Annotated in this window: 18 protein-coding genes, 3 tRNA genes and 2 pseudogenes; 10 read left to right on the top strand and 13 right to left on the bottom strand. The window is 65.8% G+C overall.

Going from position 1 to position 16,511, the window contains the following annotated elements; all coding sequences use genetic code 11:
- A pseudogene (locus AC1DIX_RS10260) lies at positions 1 to 452 on the bottom strand (hypothetical protein); the annotation flags it as partial.
- 59 nt (positions 453 to 511) lie between these two features.
- Here AC1DIX_RS10260 and AC1DIX_RS10255 point away from each other — a divergent pair.
- Together AC1DIX_RS10255 and tssA are read left to right on the top strand one after the other, a co-directional pair.
- Positions 512 to 1,057, top strand: a pseudogene (locus AC1DIX_RS10255) (AAA family ATPase); the annotation flags it as partial.
- Between the two features lie 10 nt (positions 1,058 to 1,067).
- Positions 1,068 to 2,096, top strand: a complete 1,029-nt coding sequence (gene tssA, locus AC1DIX_RS10250) for a type VI secretion system protein TssA (protein WP_477324058.1) — start codon at positions 1,068 to 1,070, stop codon at positions 2,094 to 2,096.
- A gap of 20 nt (positions 2,097 to 2,116) precedes the next feature.
- On the opposite strand, the gene AC1DIX_RS10245 is transcribed toward tssA, so the two are convergent.
- Both AC1DIX_RS10245 and AC1DIX_RS10240 read right to left on the bottom strand, forming a co-directional pair.
- Positions 2,117 to 2,671 (bottom strand): phasin family protein, encoded by a 555-nt coding sequence (locus AC1DIX_RS10245; RefSeq protein WP_477324056.1) that lies wholly within the window; start codon positions 2,669 to 2,671, stop codon positions 2,117 to 2,119.
- A gap of 54 nt (positions 2,672 to 2,725) precedes the next feature.
- The gene (locus AC1DIX_RS10240) at positions 2,726 to 2,929 is read right to left on the bottom strand and encodes a hypothetical protein (RefSeq protein WP_477324054.1); all 204 of its coding nucleotides are present in this window, start codon (positions 2,927 to 2,929) and stop codon (positions 2,726 to 2,728) included.
- Positions 2,930 to 3,037: 108 nt separating this feature from the next.
- On the opposite strand from AC1DIX_RS10240, the gene cueR reads away from it, so the two are divergent.
- Genes cueR through AC1DIX_RS10225 form a run of 3 tightly spaced genes read left to right on the top strand, consistent with a single transcriptional unit; the run spans position 3,038 to position 3,966 of the window.
- Complete coding sequence (cueR, locus tag AC1DIX_RS10235) at positions 3,038 to 3,427, top strand: Cu(I)-responsive transcriptional regulator (RefSeq protein WP_477324074.1); 390 nt, start codon at positions 3,038 to 3,040, stop codon at positions 3,425 to 3,427.
- Between the two features lie 21 nt (positions 3,428 to 3,448).
- Positions 3,449 to 3,748: a hypothetical protein gene (locus tag AC1DIX_RS10230; protein ID WP_477324052.1), complete on the top strand. Its 300-nt coding sequence runs from the start codon at positions 3,449 to 3,451 to the stop codon at positions 3,746 to 3,748.
- The gene (locus AC1DIX_RS10225) at positions 3,679 to 3,966 is read left to right on the top strand and encodes a hypothetical protein (RefSeq protein ID WP_477324050.1); all 288 of its coding nucleotides are present in this window, start codon (positions 3,679 to 3,681) and stop codon (positions 3,964 to 3,966) included. The genes AC1DIX_RS10230 and AC1DIX_RS10225 overlap by 70 nt, the downstream gene beginning before the upstream one ends.
- A 92-nt stretch (positions 3,967 to 4,058) precedes the next feature.
- Here the strand turns inward: AC1DIX_RS10225 and AC1DIX_RS10220 are convergent.
- The 3 genes from AC1DIX_RS10220 to AC1DIX_RS10210 form a co-directional block, all read right to left on the bottom strand.
- Positions 4,059 to 4,143, bottom strand: a tRNA-Leu gene (locus AC1DIX_RS10220).
- Positions 4,144 to 4,190: 47 nt separating this feature from the next.
- Positions 4,191 to 4,275, bottom strand: a tRNA-Leu gene (locus AC1DIX_RS10215).
- Between the two features lie 34 nt (positions 4,276 to 4,309).
- Positions 4,310 to 4,394: transfer RNA gene (locus AC1DIX_RS10210), tRNA-Leu, on the bottom strand.
- A gap of 302 nt (positions 4,395 to 4,696) precedes the next feature.
- Between AC1DIX_RS10210 and rnr the strand changes: the two genes are divergently transcribed.
- The 4 genes from rnr (at position 4,697) to AC1DIX_RS10190 (ending at position 9,702) form a co-directional block, all read left to right on the top strand.
- On the top strand, positions 4,697 to 7,363 hold the full coding sequence (rnr, locus tag AC1DIX_RS10205; RefSeq protein WP_477324048.1) for a ribonuclease R: 2,667 nt from the start codon (positions 4,697 to 4,699) through the stop codon (positions 7,361 to 7,363).
- 6 nt (positions 7,364 to 7,369) lie between these two features.
- A complete protein-coding gene (rlmB, locus tag AC1DIX_RS10200; protein ID WP_477324046.1) occupies positions 7,370 to 8,119 on the top strand; it encodes a 23S rRNA (guanosine(2251)-2'-O)-methyltransferase RlmB in 750 nt (249 codons plus the stop codon).
- Between the two features lie 118 nt (positions 8,120 to 8,237).
- Entirely contained in the window at positions 8,238 to 8,978 is a 741-nt protein-coding gene (gene cysE, locus AC1DIX_RS10195; protein ID WP_441933847.1) for a serine O-acetyltransferase, read from the top strand.
- 34 nt (positions 8,979 to 9,012) lie between these two features.
- Positions 9,013 to 9,702, top strand: coding sequence for a YceH family protein (locus tag AC1DIX_RS10190; RefSeq protein ID WP_477324044.1), 690 nt, complete (start codon positions 9,013 to 9,015; stop codon positions 9,700 to 9,702).
- A gap of 9 nt (positions 9,703 to 9,711) precedes the next feature.
- Here AC1DIX_RS10190 and AC1DIX_RS10185 read toward each other — a convergent pair whose 3' ends face one another.
- The 7 genes from AC1DIX_RS10185 to AC1DIX_RS10155 all read right to left on the bottom strand — a co-directional run bounded on the left by AC1DIX_RS10185 (position 9,712) and on the right by AC1DIX_RS10155 (position 14,870).
- Entirely contained in the window at positions 9,712 to 10,530 is an 819-nt protein-coding gene (locus AC1DIX_RS10185; RefSeq protein WP_477324042.1) for a hypothetical protein, read from the bottom strand.
- A gap of 4 nt (positions 10,531 to 10,534) precedes the next feature.
- The gene (locus tag AC1DIX_RS10180) at positions 10,535 to 11,527 is read right to left on the bottom strand and encodes a hypothetical protein (protein WP_441933841.1); all 993 of its coding nucleotides are present in this window, start codon (positions 11,525 to 11,527) and stop codon (positions 10,535 to 10,537) included.
- Entirely contained in the window at positions 11,524 to 12,396 is an 873-nt protein-coding gene (locus AC1DIX_RS10175) for an ABC transporter ATP-binding protein (protein WP_441933839.1), read from the bottom strand. The genes AC1DIX_RS10180 and AC1DIX_RS10175 overlap by 4 nt, the downstream gene beginning before the upstream one ends.
- Positions 12,393 to 12,758 (bottom strand): GntR family transcriptional regulator, encoded by a 366-nt coding sequence (locus AC1DIX_RS10170; RefSeq protein ID WP_477324072.1) that lies wholly within the window; start codon positions 12,756 to 12,758, stop codon positions 12,393 to 12,395. Before AC1DIX_RS10170 ends, AC1DIX_RS10175 begins: the two co-directional genes overlap by 4 nt.
- Before the next feature lie 170 nt (positions 12,759 to 12,928).
- Positions 12,929 to 13,693 carry a UDP-2,3-diacylglucosamine diphosphatase gene (locus tag AC1DIX_RS10165; protein ID WP_477324040.1) on the bottom strand — a complete coding sequence of 255 codons (765 nt, stop codon included), beginning with the start codon at positions 13,691 to 13,693 and terminating at the stop codon, positions 12,929 to 12,931.
- A gap of 51 nt (positions 13,694 to 13,744) precedes the next feature.
- Positions 13,745 to 14,236: a peptidylprolyl isomerase gene (locus tag AC1DIX_RS10160; RefSeq protein ID WP_441933835.1), complete on the bottom strand. Its 492-nt coding sequence runs from the start codon at positions 14,234 to 14,236 to the stop codon at positions 13,745 to 13,747.
- Between the two features lie 37 nt (positions 14,237 to 14,273).
- Positions 14,274 to 14,870 (bottom strand): peptidylprolyl isomerase, encoded by a 597-nt coding sequence (locus AC1DIX_RS10155; protein ID WP_441933833.1) that lies wholly within the window; start codon positions 14,868 to 14,870, stop codon positions 14,274 to 14,276.
- A 240-nt stretch (positions 14,871 to 15,110) separates the two neighbouring features.
- Between AC1DIX_RS10155 and cysS the strand changes: the two genes are divergently transcribed.
- On the top strand, positions 15,111 to 16,508 hold the full coding sequence (cysS, locus tag AC1DIX_RS10150; protein WP_477324038.1) for a cysteine--tRNA ligase: 1,398 nt from the start codon (positions 15,111 to 15,113) through the stop codon (positions 16,506 to 16,508).
- Positions 16,509 to 16,511: the final 3 nt, after the last annotated feature.

The following is a 16,511-nucleotide window of genomic DNA, read 5'->3' as shown; positions in this document are numbered from 1 at the left end:
AGTACCGGGGCCGGCGCCGGCGCGCCGGTCACGGGCGCGGGGGCGACCTCGACGACGGTCGCGCCGCCGGCCGGCAGGGTCTCCGCCAAGGGTTCGGCGGCGCCTGTCCTTCCGGGCGCTGGGAGCGCCGGGGCAGGCGGCGCGGCGACGGCGGCGGCCGACTTGCCCTCCGCGCCGGCACCGGCCAGCGCGGCAGCGGTCGGGGAGGGCGCGCCGCCATCCCCCGCCAGCCAGGCCAGCGTGCCGACCAAGCCGACCACCAGCACGCCGGCGGTCCCGTACCAGAACAGGGCCGGCATGCGCCGCAGGCCGCGCAGCATGCGCTGCGGCAGTCCGGCTGACTCGTGGCGGTCGAGCATGGCGAGAATATTGATCTCGTTCGCCGAGCGCCGCGTCGAGGACATCAGGTTCGGACGCCGCGAGCCGGATTGATCTTCATCTGTAGGGCGCACCGTGTACCTCCTAAGATTGGACACCAATGCCAATTAGAAACAAACCGGAGAAGCGGATGCTGATCTTCCAGGTCTTCGACAAGGGCGTGCTGGACGATGCCGAAGGCCGCCAGATCGACTTCCGCAACACCATCATCATCCTGACCTCGAACGCGGCCTCCCCGCAGATCATGCAGGCCTGCCTGAACAAGCCGGCGGCCGAGCGCCCGACGCCGGAGCAGTTGTCGGAACTGATCCGGCCCGGCCTGATGAAGCACTTCAAGCCGGCCTTCCTCGGGCGCCTGACGGTGGTGCCGTTCTATCCGATCGACGACGAGGTCCTGGCCAACATCATCCGCCTCAAGCTGGAGCGCATCAAGGCGCGGGTGGCCGCCAACCACAACGCCAGCTTCCAGTACGACGAGGCGCTGGTGGCCGCCGTGCTGGCGCGCTGCACCGAGGTCGACTCCGGTGCGCGCAACGTCGACACCATCCTGAACGGCACGCTGCTGCCGGAGATCGCCGACAACGTGCTGGCGGCGATGGCGGCCGGCGGCGGTGTCAAGGCGATCAAGGTCGGCGCCACCAGGGGCGGCAAGATCAAGTACGCCGTCGAACCGGCTTGAGGAGGATGGCATGCTGAACATGGAAATGCTGCTAGCGCCGGTGAGCGAGGGCCGGCCCTGCGGCGAGGACCTGGCCTTTTCGCGCGAGATCGACGACATCGTGCGCGCGCGCCAGGCCGACGACCCGTCGATCGAGCAGGGCGCCTGGGTCACCGAGCTGAAGGAGGCCGACTGGAAGTTCGTTGCCAAGCAGTGCGCCCAGCTGATCGAAAAGCGCAGCAAGGACTTGCAGCTGGCGGTCTGGCTGGCCGAGGCCGAGGCCCGCACCAGCGGCCTGGGCGGCCTGGCCGACAGCCTGGTCCTGATCGCGGCCCTGTGCGACCGCTACTGGGACGGCATGTATCCGCTGCCCGACGAGGACGGCCACGAGCGGCGCATCGGCAACCTGTCCTGGATGGCGGCGCGCATCGCGCCGCTGCTGCGCGAGATCCCGCTGACCGAGGGCCAGGGCGGCCAGCCCGGCCATGCGCTGCGCGATTTCGACGTCGCCCGCATGCACGGCGGCGACGAGCTGGCCAGGCTGGAGGCGGCCAGGGCGCGCACCGGCCCCGCCTTCTACGGGGCGCTGCTGCGCGACTGCGAGCACTGCGCCGGGGCGCTCGAGCGGATCGAGCATAGCGTCGACGCGCGCCTGGGCGTGGACGGACCGAGCTTCAGCGCCGCCAAGTCCGGCCTGCAGAGCGTGATGCTGTTCGTGAAGCCGATGGCGAAGGAGGGCGGGGCGGCGCCGTCGGCCGCAAAACCGGCGGCGTCCGTTGCGCCGGCCCCGGGCTCAGCCTTGATACCGGCACCGGCGCCGGCGGAGCAAGCCCTGGGCGGGCCGCTGCAATCGCGCGCCCAGGCCCTGGCCCAGCTGCGCGAGGTGGCCGAGTTCTTCCGCCGCACCGAGCCGCACAGCCCGGTCGCCTACCTGGCGGACAAGGCCGCGCACTGGGGCGAACAGCCCCTGCACGTGTGGCTGCGGTCGGTGGTGAAGGACGATGCCTCCTTCGCCCACATCGAGGAGATGCTGGGCGTCGCGCCGCAGCCGAAGGGCTGACGGCGCGAAAGGAGCGGGACTCAGGTCTTCGGGGCCTGGCCGGAAGCGGCGGCCAGTTGCGCGGTGGCGCGTGAAACCTGCTCCTCGACGCGGCGCATGGCCTCGCGGGTCGACATGGTCACCTGTTCATAGCCCTTGAAGGCGTTGTCGATCGCGGCCTTGATGATCTCGACCGCGTTTTCCTGGCCCGGCTTGACGTTCTGGGTGACGTCGTAGATCAGCGCCGACAGGGTATTCTTCGCTTCGACCAGGTGGGTATCGGCGGCCTGCTGGAAGTCGTTCTGGATGTCGGCGACGATCTGGCGCAGCTGTTCGCCATAGGCCTGGGCGTTCTGCATGCCCGGCTGCAGGCGCGCCTGCAGGTTGTCGACGGCCGTCTTCGGATCGCTGGCCTGGCTCATCTGGCGGCCGGCGGCCAGCGCGTTGTCCATCGAATTCTTGGCGGTGGCCATGTTCAGCGCCACCACCTGTTCGACGCCCTGCACGGCCTTGCTGGCCAGGGCATTGAAGGTCTCTACCTGCAGATCGAACAGGGTCTTGGTGGCGTTGGCGAATTGTTCGGGGTTCGTGAACATCGGTATCTCCTCGGTTGGTTTTCCTGCGGCGTACTCAATGTTTTGCTTTTTACATTATTTCTCGGTCTTGCGTATTTCGCAACGTGCGTCGCGGTAAGGCCCGGCGAACTGCTCCCAGCCCGGGCCGAGCGGCGTCTGCGAGCAGGCCAGGGCGCCGGTGCTCTTGCTGCGCCACTGGTACCAGGGCGCAGGGGCGGCGTTCAGGACGGCGGGGCTGGCCAGGGCCAGGCCAAGCAGGATAATGAGCGTCTTCGACATATGCCGAGCTTGACCTGACCGGCGCCTCAAGTCAAGCATGGAAGCGGCGCTTGACCTTCCCACGATGGGAAGGTGTATTCTGTGGCAAACATGGGAGGAGGCGAGATGTTGAATATCGGCGAAGCGGCGCAGGCATCGGGCGTATCGGCCAAGATGATCCGCCATTATGAATCGATCGGCCTGCTGCCGGCGGCAAAGCGCACGGCCTCCGGCTACCGCGTCTACGGCGAGCAGGAAATCCGCATGCTGCAGTTCATCCACCGCGGACGCGAACTCGGCTTCCCGCTGGAGAAGATCGCCGAGCTGCTGGCCCTGTGGCGCGACCAAGGCCGCGCGAGCGCCGACGTGCGCGTCCTGGCCCGGCAGCACATAGCCGAACTGAATCGCAAGATCGAGGAGCTGCAGGCGATGAAACGCACCCTCGAGACGCTGGCCCACTCCTGCCACGGCGACCAGCGCTCGGACTGCCCGATCCTGGACGACCTGGCGACCCACTGAGCAGCCACTGCGGGGCGGCCGATGCGCATCCAGACCCTGCTGCTGGCGCTGTTCGTCCCGCTGTTGGTCCTGATCCTGCTTGGTGCCGCCGCGAGCTGGCTGGCCGGGTCCTCGCTGGTCCTGTGCCGCGATTGCCCGCCGGTCGATGCGGTGGTGCGCGAATCGATGTATCCGACCATCGAGGAAGCGCTCGAGGATAGGCTGCGCATGCGCCTCGGCCCGTTCGGCAGGCCGCTCGCGAACCTCCTGCTGTGGCAGCTGCCGCTGCGGCTGGACATCGCTCCGGCCAGCTGCATCCGATCGCGCGGCTGCCCGGGCTGAAGGCGCCGGTGCTGATCGCCGCCGGCAGCGCCGACCGCCATACGACCCTGCCCGAAACCATGCGCCTGTTCGCCGCCGCGCGCGAGCCGAAATCGCTGTGGGTGGTGGAGGGTGCGGAACACGTCGACCTGCATGAATACGCGCCGGCCGAGTACGAGCGACGCATCGGTGGCTTCCTTGCCCACCATCTGGCGGGGCAGGCGCTGGCCAGTCCCTGAACGCCACAACGCAAAACGCCGCAATCCTTTTGCAAAGATTGCGGCGTTTTGCGCCGGTATTCCGGGAGCCTTCTTGAAGGCCGGGTAGCATTTGGTGCCCACGGAGGGACTCGAACCCCCACACCTCGCGGCACATGGACCTGAACCATGCGCGTCTACCAATTCCGCCACGTGGGCATGTCAAACAACMGGTACAACGGTACARCCAACAACAAGGTAGCWTTTGGTGCCCACGGAGGGACTCGAACCCCCACACCTCGCGGCACATGGACCTGAACCATGCGCGTCTACCAATTCCGCCRCGTGGGCATAACAACCACCATGAATCCTGCAAGACCGGCTTTGGTGCCCACGGAGGGACTCGAACCCCCACACCTCGCGGCACATGGACCTGAACCATGCGCGTCTACCAATTCCGCCACGTGGGCCGGGTCTTGCAATCATCGCTCGACGTTGCCGTCGAATTCCGCTACGATATCAGGCTTTGCCGATTTGCGCTAGACCAACTTTCGTTTGGCTTTTGCGCCGACCGCATCCTTCGCAGCAGCTTCGCTTTCGGCTGTGCCGTTTGCGAAGAGAGCGAAAGTATAGCGGATGAATGGCAAAAGTCAAAGTCCCCTCGGCAGGATTCCGCAGCACGCTTGGAAGGGCGGCGTTAGGCGAATCCCCCGGTCCTCCGTTACACTACGCCTGTCAAGGTGTCAATCCAACCAATATTGCGCCGCTTGCAATGCAAGCGGCGCGTTACACAGGCTCAACAAGAATAGAAGACGATTTGAAGCACCCAACCTATACCATTCCAAGCCGCGAGGAGATTCTCGGCGTTTTCCGCGATGCCAAGGGGCCGCTCGACAGCGGCGCACTGGCACGTGCCCTGCAAGTCGATCCCGAAGCGGAAGGCGTGCTCACGCGCCGCTTGAATGCGATGGAGCGTGACGGCCAGATCCGCGCCAATCCCGCCGGCCAGTACGCACTGACGGACCATTCGAGCTTCATCTCCGGCCGCATCAGCGCCCACCGCGATGGCTTCGGCTTCGTGATCCCCGATGAACCCGGCGACGACCTCTTCCTGCCCGATAAGGAAATGCAGAAGGTCCTGCACGGCGACAAGGTGCTGGCGCGCGTGGTCGGCACCGACCGCCGCGGCCGCCCCGAAGGCACGATCGTCGAAGTCACCGAGCGCGCGAATACCCACATCATCGGCCGCCTGCTGCAGGAGAACGGTGTGTGGATCGTCGCCCCCGAAGACAAGCGCATCTCCCAGGATATCCTGGTGGACGGCTCGCCGGGCAAGGCGAAATCGGGACAGGTGGTCAGCGTCGAACTGGTCGAGCAGCCTTCGCGCTTCCGCCAGCCGATCGGCCGCGTGGTCGAGGTGCTGGGCGAGCTCGACGACCCCGGCATGGAGATCGAGATCGCGGTGCGCAAGTTCGGCGTGCCGCACGTGTTTTCGCCGGCCGCGCTGAAGCAGGCCAACAAGCTGCCGAACGAAGTGCGCGACAGCGACCTTCTAGAGCGGGTCGACCTGCGCGACGTGCCGCTGGTGACCATCGACGGCGAAGACGCGCGCGACTTCGACGACGCCGTCTACTGCGAACCGGTCAAGATCGGCGCTACCCGCGGCTACCGCCTGCTGGTGGCGATCGCCGACGTCAGCCACTACGTGCGGCCGGGCGACGGACTCGACGGCGACGCGATCGAGCGCTCGACCTCGGTCTACTTCCCGCGCCGCGTGATTCCGATGCTGCCGGAGAAGCTGTCGAACGGCCTGTGCTCGCTGAACCCGGCCGTCGACCGCCTCTGCCTGGTGTGCGACATGGTCGTGACAAGCCAAGGCGAAGTCACGGCCTACCAGTTCTACCCGGCCGTGATGCACTCGGCGGCGCGCCTGACCTATAACGAGGTCGCCGCCATCCTCGGCAACACGAAAGGGCCGGAAGCCGGCCGCCGTCCCGGCATCGTGCCGCACCTGTTGAATTTGAACGAGGTGTTCCGCGCGCTGCTGCAGCAACGCCAGGCGCGCGGCGCGATCGACTTCGAGACCACCGAGACCTATATCGTCTGCAATGCGATGGGCAAGATCGAAAAGATCATCCCGCGCACCCGCAACGACGCGCACCGCCTCATCGAAGAGTGCATGCTGGCGGCAAACGTCTGCGCGGCCGACTTCCTGATCCGCCACGACCAGCCGAGCACCTTCCGCATCCACGCGGTGCCGACCGAGGAAAAGCTGAACCAGCTGCGCACCTTCCTGAAGCAGGTCGGCCTGAACCTGGGTGGCGGCAACAAGCCGGAAGCCCGCGACTACGCCGAGCTGATGCAGAAGATCAAGGAGCGTCCGGACGCGACCCTGCTGCAGACCATGCTGCTGCGCTCGATGCAGCAGGCGGTCTACAGCCCGGACAACGTCGGCCACTTCGGCCTGGCGTATGAGCACTATGCCCACTTTACCAGCCCGATCCGCCGCTATCCCGACCTGTTGACCCACCGTGCGATCAAGGCTGTCCTGCAGGGCAAGAGGTACGAGCCGACCGGCATCGACCTGTCCAAGCTGAACACCACGGTGTCGAACGCGACCCGCAAGCAGCAGGCCAAGGACAAGGCCGCCGGCACGCAGAAGGATCCGAAGGACCTGACGGTCTGGGACGCGCTGGGCGTGCACTGCTCGGCCAACGAGCGCCGCGCCGACGAAGCCTCGCGCGACGTCGAAAACTGGCTCAAGTGCTACTACATGAAGGACCGCCTGGGCGAGGAATTTACCGGCGTGATCTCGGGCGTGACCCCGTTCGGCATCTTCGTGCAGCTCGACGAGCTGTTCGTCGAGGGCCTGGTGCACGTGAGCGGCCTGGGCCAGGACTATTTCGAGTACGACGAAGCCCGCCACGAGCTGCGCGGCAAGAACAGCGGCCAGGTGTTCGCGCTGACCGGCCAGGTGACCGTGCAGGTGGCGCGCGTCGACCTCGAGGCGCGCAAGATCGACCTGGTGCTGGCCGAGACCAAGGCCGCGAAAGAGGTGCCGGCGCCGCTGGAGCGGGCCCGCAGCGCCGCGCTGGAAGCCCTGGAGCCGAAGCCGCCGCGCCGCAGGAAGGCAAAGCAAGCCGCGACCTCGGCAAGCGCAGGCGCGGTGCCGGCTTCGCCGCAGCAGGTGCACGGCATGAAGGGCGATCCGCCGGTGCCGCCGGATTTCAGCGCCAGCGACGAGAGCGAGGACGACATCGTCTTCGTGCCGCCGACGCGCCGGAACGCCAGCCGCGCRCCGAAGAAAGCGGCTGACAAGCCGGTTGCGAAGCCGACTGCAAAGCCGGCCGCAAAGAAGGCCGCAGCAAAACAGAGCGCTCCCCGCAAGAGCGCCGCCAAGGCCCCCAAGGCCACGTCCAAAACCAGTAAAAAGAAGTAAGCATCAATGAAAAATAAAATGATTTTCGGCTTCCACGCGGTCACTTCGCGGCTGCGCCACGAAGCCCAATCGGTGGAAGAGATCTTCGTCGACGCCGGCCGCAACGACCGCCGCATGACCGACCTGATCGCCCACGCCAAGCAGCACGGCGTGCGCGTGATGCCGGTCGATGCCGAGCGCCTCGACAAGATCGTCGGCACCCGCCGCCACCAGGGCGTGATCGCCTTCGCCAGCCAGCTCTCGCTGGCGCGCAACCTGGACGAGCTGCTGGATGCGGTGGAAGGCCCGCCGCTGCTGCTGATCCTGGACGGCATCACCGACCCGCACAACCTGGGCGCCTGCCTGCGCGTGGCCGACGGCGTCGGTGCGCATGCCGTGATCGCGCCGAAGGACCGCTCGGTGGGCCTGAACGCCACCGCGGCCAAGGTCGCCAGCGGCGCCGCCGAAACCGTGCCTTACATCACCGTGACCAACCTGGCGCGCACCATGCGCGACCTGAAGGACCGCGGCGTCTGGATGATCGGTACCTCGGACGACGCCGACAAGGGTCTGTACGAAGGCGACTTCACCGGCCCGACCGCGCTGGTCATGGGTTCGGAAGGCGAGGGCATGCGCCGCCTGACCCGCGAAACCTGCGACGTGCTGGTCAGCATCCCGATGTTCGGCTCGGTCGAGAGCCTGAACGTCTCGGTCGCCTCGGGCGTCTGCCTGTACGAGGCGCGCCGCCAGCGCCTGGCGCTGGAAGCCAAGCAATAAGCGCACCCGTCGTTCCCGCTTTCGCGGGAAGTCGTTTCCGGCAATGCCGGGAACGACGAGGCGGCTGGAATCACCCCGCCATCAGCAAACACCGCCTGGATAGGCTACCATTCGGCCTATGTTTTTTTCAAAGCTGCGCGAAGACATCCAGAGCATCATCGAACGTGACCCGGCCGCCCGCAACGGCTGGGAGGTGCTCACCTGCTACCCCGGCCTGCATGCGGTCGTCATGCACCGCTGGGCGCATGCCTGCTGGCAGGCCGGCCTGAAGTGGCTCGGCCGTTTCATCTCCTACATCGCCCGCATCATTACCGGTATCGAGATCCACCCCGGCGCAACCATCGGCCGCCGGGTCTTCATCGACCACGGCTTCGGCGTGGTGATCGGCGAAACCGCCGTGGTCGGCGACGACTGCACCATCTACCAGGGCGTCACGCTCGGCGGCACCACCCTGGTGGCCGGCACCAAGCGCCACCCGACGCTCGAGCGCGGGGTGATCGTCGGCGCCGGCGCCCAGGTGCTGGGTGCCTTCACGGTGGGCGAGTACGCGAAGATCGGCTCGAACGCGGTGGTGGTCAAGCCGGTGCCCGGCGGCGCCACCGCGGTCGGCAACCCGGCCCACATCGTGCGCAAGGAAGATCAGGTAAGGAGCGCGCAGATGTTCGCGGCCTATGGCGTCACCCCGAACGGCGACGATCCGCTGTCGAAGGCCCTGCGCAACCTGATCAACCACGTGGCCCAGCAGGACGAACAGATCGAGCGCCTGTGCTCGACCATCAAGGCGGCCGGCATTTCCTGCGCCGGCATTGCAGAGAACGACAAGCTCGACCAGGCGCAGTTGAATCGCCTGGTCGAATGAGCAACTGAAACTACTCGAATGAGCAGATGAGCAGATGAGCGAAAACAGCGACATCCCCGGCAGCTTCGACCCCGCATCCGACCTGGACCCCAACGAAATCCGCGTACTGGCCGTGCTTGCCGAGAAAGAAGCGCTCACGCCCGACAACTACCCGATGTCGCTGAACGCGGTGATGAACGGCTGTAACCAGCTGTCCAGCCGCGATCCGGTCATGCAGCTGTCCGAGGACGTGGTCCACGACACCCTGCAGCGCCTCATGCAGCGCAAGCTGGTGGGCAGCATGTCCCAGGCCGGCGCGCGCGTGGTCAAGTACGAGCACCGCATGCGCGTCAAGTGGTCGCTGGAGCAGGACAAGCTGGCCGTGCTGACCGTGCTGATGCTGCGCGGCCTGCAGACCGCCGGCGAAATCCGCACCCGCAGCGGCCGCCTGCACGAGTTCAAGTCGGTGCCCGAGGCGGAGAGCGCGCTGCAGTTCCTGATCGATAAATACCCGCCGCTGGTGGCGCGCCTGGAGCGTGCGCCCGGCACCAAGGAACCGCGCTACGGCCAGCTGCTGGGCGGCGAGATCGACGTCGCGCAAGCGGATGCGGGCGGCGCCCCGGCCTCCTCCAGCGCGGCGTCCGGCGGCCGCATCGGCCAGCTGGAGCAGGAAGTGGCGGCGCTGCGCGGCGAGATCGACGAACTCAAGGCGCAGTTCGCCGCCTTCCGCCAGCAGTTCGAGTAAGGCCGGACCTTACGGCGCCGTTTCCTTCGCGGCCGGCGCCGGCTCCGCCGCCTGGGCCAGCTGCGCGGGTTCCGCCGGTGGCGCGAATTCCAGCTCGACGAGCGCGTCATTGCTCCAGCTGGTGTCGCCGATCGGCAGCTTGAAGCGCTTGCCTTCGATCTTCAGCGCCATGCTGCGCTCGCCGTCGCGCAGGGTGGCCGCGCTCAGCTTTGCCGGCGCGTCGTGCGACCAGGTGCGGTCGCCGCCCTTCGGCGTTTCGCCCTTGAACCACGAGCACCAGTCGGTGGTCAGCATGAAGCCGTTGATCAAGCCGTTCACCCAGAACGGAATCTCTTCCTTGGCGATCGCGATCTTGACCTGGCAATCGAGGCGGACGTCGCCCATCCGGTACCGGTTGTCGGCCAGTCCCGGGCTGCGCACCCAGGTCTGGAAGCGGGCCTGGCGCTTCTTCCGGTTGAGGACCATCTCGGCCTTGGCGTCATACGCCGCCTCGCTGCGCGGCACCGTAAAGCGCAGGTCCTGGTCGAGGCTCAGCGGAATCGAGAACTCGTCGGCGGCGATGCGCGCCACCAGCGGTTCGTCGCCCAGCACCTTGCCGCTGCGCGCCTCGACCTGGAAGCGCAGCTGCGGCACGTTCGGCGCCAGCGCGTGCAGTTCGTCGAACTTGTCCAGTCCGGCCACCACGGCGCGGTAGCTGTGCAGCTCGGGGTTCCTGATGGCGTTGACGTGGACGGTGCGCGTTTCGTCCTTGTCCGGTTCCGCCGCCCCGGCGGGGACGGCGGCGCAGACCAGCATGGCGGGCAGCAGGAGGATGGCGGAACGCATCATCGCCTCAGCCCTCGTCGCGCCAGCGGCGCAGGCGGATCGCACCGAAGATCATGACCGCGCCGCACAGCGCACCGATCCAGGCCTGGGCGGTGGCGAGGGTCATCCACGAGGCTTCGAACAGGACCTGCACGTCCGGACCCTGGGCGTTCTGGTGCATGCCGGGCGGGATGCCGCCGGTGAAGCTGAACCAGATGCCGGGCACGATGCCGGTCAGCAGGCGGGCGACGATTTCCTGGGCCAGCGGCATGATGTTCAGCGGCGAGCCCGAGAAGTTCTCCAGCGTGTAGCTGATCCACTTCACCAGCAGCAGGGCGATCAGCGGTACGCCCACGGCCCACAGGAAGGGCTTGGTCCTGGCCCAGCACGACACCAGCAGCAGCCAGCCGATGGTCGGCAGTGCCCACACCACGTAGACCGGCAGCAGGGCGGCCAGGCGCAGCGGCTGCAGGTAGAGGTCCGGCTGGGTGAGGATGGTGCCGCCCAGGTGGACGCCGCCGATCGCCATGGCGACGCAGCCGATCAGGAGCAGGGCCAGCGAGGCGACCACGGCGAAGGCGATCGAGATCACCGGCGCCACGCACAGTGCGGTGATGGCCTTCGACAGCACCGTCATGCCGTCCGATACCGGCAGCGACTTCCAGAACAGGATGCTGCGGTCGCGGCGCTCGTCGTACAGCGCGCCCAGGCAGTAGAAGAACACGACGAAGGTCAGGATCAGGAACAGCGGCGAGCCGGCGGCGATGTACATGCCGCTCGCGACTTTCGCGACCATCGCGCGCGACTCGGCCGGCATTGCCGCGGCGAAGGCGCCGCTGCTCACGGCCTGGCCGTTGACGTGGACGATGCCGGGCGCGCCGTGCACGGCCATCCCGTAGACCATGGTGCCGCCGACCAGCAGCACCAGCAGCGCGGAGACGATTGCAGGCGCCCAGAACATCGAGCCCTTGTGCTCCCAGAACTCGCGGCGGAGCAGCCATTTCATGGTCATGGTGTTCATGCGTAGCTTCCTTTCATGGTCGCGACGAACAGGTCGGCGACGCTGGGATTGCGGGTTTCGCCGAGGGCGGCGAGCTGCTGGCGCGAGGCGCTGCCCGGCGCGGCCGAATCGAACAGCATCACGGCCTTGCCGAACACGGTGCGGCGGTCGATCGGCGACAGGGCGTTGGCGGCGCTGATCTTGTCGTGCGAGACCATCACCTCGACATAGCGCTCGCCGATCTCTTCCATCGAGGCGGCCAGCACGATCCTGCCTTCGCGGATGAACATCAGGTCGGTCAGGATGTGCTCGACTTCCTCGACCTGGTGGGTGGTGATGACGATGGTCTTGTGCTCGTCAAAATAATCTTCCAGCAGGTTCTGGTAGAACTGCTTGCGGTAGAGAATATCCAGGCCCAGGGTCGGCTCGTCCAGCACCAGCAGCTTGGCCTCGATCGCCATCACCAGGGCCAGGTGCAGCTGCACGATCATGCCCTTCGACATCTCCTTGACTTTCATCGACGGCTTCAGGGAAGTCGCGGCGATGTAGCGTTCGGCCTTGGCGCGGTTGAAGCGCGGGTGCACGCCTTGCACGAAGTCGATCGCATCCTTCACGCGCATCCAGCGCGGCAGGATGGCGACGTCGGCGATGAAGCAGACGTCCTGCATCAGGTCGTCGCGCTGGGTGCGCGGGTCGAAGCCCAGCACCGACAGTTCGCCGTCGAAGGGGATCAGGCCCAGGGCGGCCTTCAGGGTGGTGGTCTTGCCCGAACCGTTCGGGCCGATCAGGCCGACGATGCGGCCGGCGGGGATCTCGAAGTCGATGCCGTCGACGGCGACGCGCTTGCCGTAGCGCTTGGACAGGCCGCGGGCGGAGAGGACGGCGTTCATGCCCGGCCTCCGAGTTCGCTGCTCAGCAGCTCATCCACGTTCAGGCCGAGCAGGCGGATGCGCTCCAGCATCGCCGGCCATTCCTCGCGCAGGAAGCGCTCCCTTTCGCTTGCCAGCAGTTTTTCGCTGGCGCCTTCAGTGACATACATGCCGATCCCCCTTCTTTTTTCTACTAAGTTATCGTCGACCAGTTCCTGGTAAGCCTTCGAGACCGTGATCGGGTTCAGCTGGTACTCGGCGGCGATCTGCCGTACCGAGGGCAGCGGGTCGCCGGCCTTCAGCACGCCGTCGAGCATCATCCCGATCACCCGGTCCTTCAATTGCCGATAAATCGGCGCGTTGTCATTCCAGCCGATTGTCATTGCCGGCTCCTTGTTCTTGCGGTGCAGCCTGGACATCCATGCCTGCCTCCTCGTTGATGGGGCACTACTTCGGTGAGGTATTGAAGTGGTGTTGTAGTGAAGTATAACACCAGTTCGCAACGCGTCAAGACGGAATTTGAACGATGTCGTTCAGTCCGGATCGGGGGAGTTTAGATGGGCTGGCCGTCGAGGCCGTAGCGGGTGATGCGGCCGTGCGCATCGATCGCGATCCAGCCGCCGCGCGCCGGTTCGGCATCCAGTTCCCAGTCGGGCAGCACGTAGCGGCGCCGGCCGGTCGCCGGGTCTGTATGCAGGGCGGGGCGGTGGGTATGGCCGTGGATGATGATGTCGGCGCCGGTGGCGTCGTGCAGGGCGGACACCGCATCTGGTGTCACGTCCATGGTCTCGTAGGACTTCTCGCCATGGGCCTGGCGGCTGCCTTCGCGCAGGCCGGCGATGATGGCCTTGCGCTGCGCCAGCGGCATGGCCAGGAACTGCTGCTGCCAGGCCGGGTCGCGCACCTGGGCGCGGAAAGCCATGTATTCGAGGTCGCCGGTGCACTGCGCATCGCCGTGGACCAGGGCAACTTTCTCGCCCTTGAAGCTGGCCACATGGGGTTCGGCCAGCAGGCTCAGGCCGGCGGCGCGGGCGAAGTCCCGGCCGGCCAGGAAGTCGCGGTTGCCGGCCATCCAGTACACGGCCACGCCGGCGTCGGACAGGGCGCGCAGCGCGTCGGCGACGCGCTGGTGGAAGGGCGTGGAGATATCGTCGTCGCCGGCCCAGTATTCGAAGATGTCGCCGAGCAGGTAGAGCGATTCGGCATGAGACGCGTGCTCGGCCAGGAAGCGGAAGAAGGCCGCAAGCGTGTGCGGATGCGATTCCTGCAGGTGCAGGTCGGAAATGAAGAGCGCAAGCGTGCGCGCGGGACTGTTCATCGGATTAACGGTGGACGTGCCCCACGCGCCTTGCTTGAATAGACTACTTGATTAAACGATTTCGGCTTTCTCGATGATCACGGCTTCGGCCGGCACGTCCGAGTGCATGCCCGAGCGGCCGGTCTTGACGGTGTTGATCTGGTCAACCACGTCCTGGCCTTCGACGACCTTGCCGAACACGGCATAGCCCCAGCCGTCCTGGCCCGGGTAGTTCAGGAAGTCGTTGTTCTTGGTGTTGATGAAGAACTGGGCCGAGGCCGAGTGCGGGGCCATAGTGCGGGCCATCGCGATGGTGTACTTGTCGTTCTTCAGGCCGTTCTTGGCTTCGTTCTCGACGGTCTTGTCGGCCGGCTTCTGGCTCATGTTCGGCTCGAAACCGCCGCCCTGGATCATGAAGTCCTTGATCACGCGGTGGAAGATCGTGTTGGTGAAGTGACCCTGGTTGACGTATTCGACGAAGTTGGCAACGGTCTTCGGCGCTTTGGCGTCGTCGAGTTCGATCTTGATGTTGCCCTTGTTGGTGGTCATGAGTACGGTGGTCATGGTTTGTCCTGTGCCTTATTGTTAAGAGTTCCGTATTTTACTGCGCTTTGAGGATGGTCGCGGACTTGATCACGACCGGTGTCACCGGCACGTTCTCCATGCCGCGCACGTCGTCGACCAGCACGCCCTTGATCTTGTCGACGACTTCCTGTCCCTTCACGACCTTGCCGAACACCGTATAGCCGGAGCCGTTCATGTTCGGATAGTCGAGGCCGGGGTTGTCGACCACGTTGATGAAGAACTGCGAGGTGGCGGTGTCCGGGTTCGATTCGCGCGCCATCGCGACGGTATAGGCAGCGTTCGACAAGCCATTGTCCGATTCGTTCTTGACCGGCGGACGGGTCTTGCGGCCGTTCAGCTTGGCGTCCATGCCGCCGGTCTGGATCATGAAGCCGTCGATCACGCGGTGGAAGATCAGGTCCTTGTAGAATCCCGCCTTGACGTACTTGAGGAAGTTGTCGACCGTCTTCGGCGCTTTTTCCTGGTTCAGCTCCAGCACGATCTCGCCCATCGTGGTTTTCAGCGAGACCTGCGGGTCGGCCGCCCAGGCCGCCGTCGACAGCAGCAGGGCGCCGGCAGCGGCGGCCGCCATGCGGGCCAGGAGGCGGGTAGGGGACGGTTTCATGATGTGCATCGTGGCTTCCTCTCTGTGGGCAAACGCAAAGTGATGTCAAGACTTTTGCAGAAAAATAAACCTGTGGCATATGCGGCCAGACAGGATTTTATCAATGCTATACTTTGCGATGGACTGTTGATTTTATCAAAGTAACAGCGAAATCAAGTCCTGACGGTCGCGACTTGGGTCATCCCCGGCACGTTGCCTAGCTGCAAGTGCGTCCGAGCGTCAAGCTCCAACCATCCAGAACACCATCCGATGAGCCAACTAAAGATTTACAACACGCTCGCGCGTGACAAGCAGATATTCGTTCCCAAGCAACCCGGCAAGATCAACATGTACGTGTGCGGGATGACGGTCTACGATTACTGCCACGTCGGTCACGCCCGGATGATGATGGCTTTCGACGTCATCTACCGCTGGTTCAAGGCCTCGGGCTACGAGGTCAGGTATGTCCGCAACATCACCGACATCGACGACAAGATCATCAGGCGCGCCGTCGACAACGGCGAAACCATGTCCCAGCTGACCACCCGCTTCATCAAGGCGATGGACGAGGACACCGCCGCCCTCGGCATCCTGCCGCCGGACTTCGCGCCGCGCGCCACCGAGCACGTGCCGCACATGCTGGCGATTATCGAGAAGCTGGAAGAAAAGGGCCTGGCCTACCAGGGCGAGGACGGCGACGTCAACTACGCCGTGCGCGAATTCCCCGGCTACGGCAAGCTGTCCGGCAAGTCGCTGGACGACCTGCGCGCCGGCGAGCGCGTCGACGTCAATACCGGCAAGCGCGATCCGCTCGACTTCGTGCTGTGGAAGGCCGGCAAGGAATCCGAACCGGCGGAAGCCAAGTGGGATTCCAAATGGGGCATCGGCCGCCCGGGCTGGCACATCGAATGCTCGGCCATGTCCTGCGCGCTGCTGGGCGAACATTTCGACATCCACGGCGGCGGCGCCGACCTGCAATTCCCGCACCACGAGAACGAGATCGCCCAGTCGGAAGGCGCTTTCGGCCCGCCGATGGCGAACTACTGGGTCCACAACGGCTTCGTGCGCGTCGATAACGAGAAGATGTCCAAGTCGCTGGGCAATTTCTTCACGATCCGCGACGTGCTCAAGAAATACGATGCCGAAGTGATCCGCTTCTTCATCCTGCGCGCCCACTACCGCAGCCCGCTGAATTACTCGGACGTCCACATCGACGATGCCAGGGGCGCGCTGACCCGCCTGTACACGGCCCTGGCGGACGTGGACCTCGGCGGCGAGAAGGTCGAGGTCGACTGGGAAGAGGCGCATGCGCTCCGTTTCCGCGAAGCGATGGACGACGATTTCAATACCCCGCTGGCGGTAGCCGAGCTGTTCGACCTGGCTTCGGAAGTGAATCGCAGCAAATCGGTCAAGGATGCGCGCCAGCTGAAGGCACTCGCCGCCGTGCTCGGTCTGCTCGAACGCTCGCCCCAGGAATTCCTGCGCGCCGGCACCCCGGGCGAAGGCGGCATGGATGAAGCCGCGATCATGGAGGCCATCGCCCGCCGCGCCGCCGCCAAGAAGGCGCGCAACTTCCTTGATGCCGACGCCATCCGCGCCGAGCTGACGGCCGCCGGCATCGTGCTCGAAGACAAGCCCGACGGCACGACCAACTGGCGCCGCGCCTGAGCG

The organism is Massilia sp. 05N420 (assembly GCF_056397205.1).
This window is presented reverse-complemented; position numbering and strand designations above follow the sequence as displayed.